Source organism: Fulvivirga aurantia, from assembly GCF_009711475.1.
Lineage (GTDB): Bacteria > Bacteroidota > Bacteroidia > Cytophagales > Cyclobacteriaceae > Fulvivirga > Fulvivirga aurantia.
The window spans coordinates 1-1726 of record NZ_SMMD01000316.1; the positions used below are offsets into that span (position 1 = coordinate 1).

General features: G+C 39.3%; 4 protein-coding genes. 3 read left to right on the forward strand and 1 reads right to left on the reverse strand.

The features are described 5' to 3' along the window. The 3 genes from E1176_RS01420 to E1176_RS01430 form a co-directional block, all read left to right on the forward strand. The coding region (locus tag E1176_RS01420) for a T9SS type A sorting domain-containing protein (RefSeq protein ID WP_155208796.1) at nt 1-423 on the forward strand (423 nt) is incomplete at its 5' end. Continuing rightward, the gene (locus E1176_RS01425; protein WP_155208797.1) at nt 420-977 is read left to right on the forward strand and encodes a hypothetical protein; all 558 of its coding nucleotides are present in this window, start codon (nt 420-422) and stop codon (nt 975-977) included. The genes E1176_RS01420 and E1176_RS01425, both read left to right, overlap by 4 nt. A gap of 37 nt (nt 978-1014) precedes the next feature. Continuing rightward, nucleotides 1015-1374: a DoxX family protein gene (locus E1176_RS01430; RefSeq protein WP_185152534.1), complete on the forward strand. Its 360-nt coding sequence runs from the start codon at nt 1015-1017 to the stop codon at nt 1372-1374. Here the strand turns inward: E1176_RS01430 and E1176_RS01435 are convergent. Further along, a partial coding sequence (locus E1176_RS01435) for a DoxX family protein (RefSeq protein ID WP_155208798.1) occupies nt 1367-1726 on the reverse strand: 360 nt, incomplete at its 5' end. The genes E1176_RS01430 and E1176_RS01435 overlap by 8 nt on opposite strands.

Sequence of the window (1726 nt, forward strand, 5' to 3'; positions counted from 1 at the left end):
GGGCAAGCCACTGTAAATAGCAGCGGCACTTCGCTGGCCAATAGTGAAGGTCAGGTGCAGTTTTCAATGGGAGACATCAATATACTGAGCACCTCTGGTAATGTGTCGGGAGGTTTTCAAAGTATTGTACTTAATTCAGTTGACCCTGTAACTGGCTTAGACCCTGAAAATCTTGTATTGGACGAATTGGATATCACAGTATTTCCTAACCCCACAGCGGATCGGGTTTATTTTAAACGTAAAGACCTGAATGGCCTTAAATATTCACTCATCAATACTTCTGGAGCTGTATTAGAATCTGCTGAAATGAGCCATGAAGAAAACTATGTGGAGATGCTTAACCACAGCGCAGGTGTTTATTATCTCAAGATAATAGACCAAACAAAAAATAAAACTGTCACCCTTTCAATCATAAAAAAATGAAAAAGTTAACCTTATTATGCCTGGCTCTTTTGGGCTTTACTACTTTATTCGCTCAAAGTCCTGAGCAATTTCCTTATCAGGCCATTGTGAGAGACACACAAGGTGTACTTTTGGCTGATCAGAACATTTCTGTCCAGTTTAATATTAGAGAGGCATCTGTAGACGGCACAGTAGTTTATAGTGAAACAATGGACATTAAAACCACCAACGGTGGAATTATTAATGTTGCGATTGGTACAGGATCTGCAACAACAGGAACTATTGGAACTATTGACTGGAGCTCAAATTCTTATTTTTTAGAAGCTGCTTATGACTTAGATGGAGGAACTAACTACATCAGCATGGGTACCACTCAATTGGTAAGTGTCCCTTACACGTTGCATGCAAAAACTGCTGAAGGTGCAGTGGCAAAAACTAAAGCACAAAGAGATGCTATGACTGACACCACTGTCGGTCAAATGGTATTCTGCTCAGACTGTGGTACTTCGGGTGAACTACAAGTATTTAATGGTACAAGTTGGACTAATATGGTAGGAGAACCTGCCTCAGAGTAAGTTTAAAACAAAGCCATACATTTAGAGTTAGATTGATGTGAATATACTCATTTTTCTAACCTGGCTGTCAATTCTTTCTTTTCTGTATTATGGTGCCATTTGCCTGTTTACTCAAAAAATGGTTAAAGAATTTAATCGATTCAGGCTCACCGATTTTCAGAGACAGCTCACGGGTATTTTACAATTACTTGGCGCTACAGGGTTATTGATAGGTGTATTTTTCTCTCCATGGCTAGCAGGAATAGCCTCCGGAGGATTGTCGATCTTGATGGCTTTGGGATTTATTGTAAGATTGAAGATAAGAGATAGCTTGTTGCTTTCGATTCCCAGCTTTTTCTTTATGCTGGTAAATGCCTTTCTCTCAACAAGCTATATTCAACTCGCGCTGCTTATATAAGAATAATAACTACCGATAAAATCAGGAATGTAGCCGCAGGAAGAGATTTCATAATCGGATCACTCACTTTGATATGCATAGCCACTGCACCTAACATTAATACAGCAATACCACCAGCCGCGTATATCTCTACAGGGAGATACCAGATTGAAGCAATTAACGCTATGGCGAGTAAAACTTTAAGTGTACCAATTACTTTCATAAAAGTTTCTGATAATCCATAAGCCGCAAACTCTTCCTTCATATTATTGGCATCCTTACCCCTCCATCGTGTTGATTTTCCAAAGTTGAGAAGCCACACATTTAAGATGCTAAGGCCAACAATTAGTTTTAGTGCAATTTGCAAGTAGTC

Bases quoted from the DNA above. Each gene is read 5' to 3' on its own strand.
- E1176_RS01425 (WP_155208797.1), top strand. From the start codon at position 420: ATGAAAAAGTTAACCTTATTATGCCTGGCTCTTTTGGGCTTTACTACT.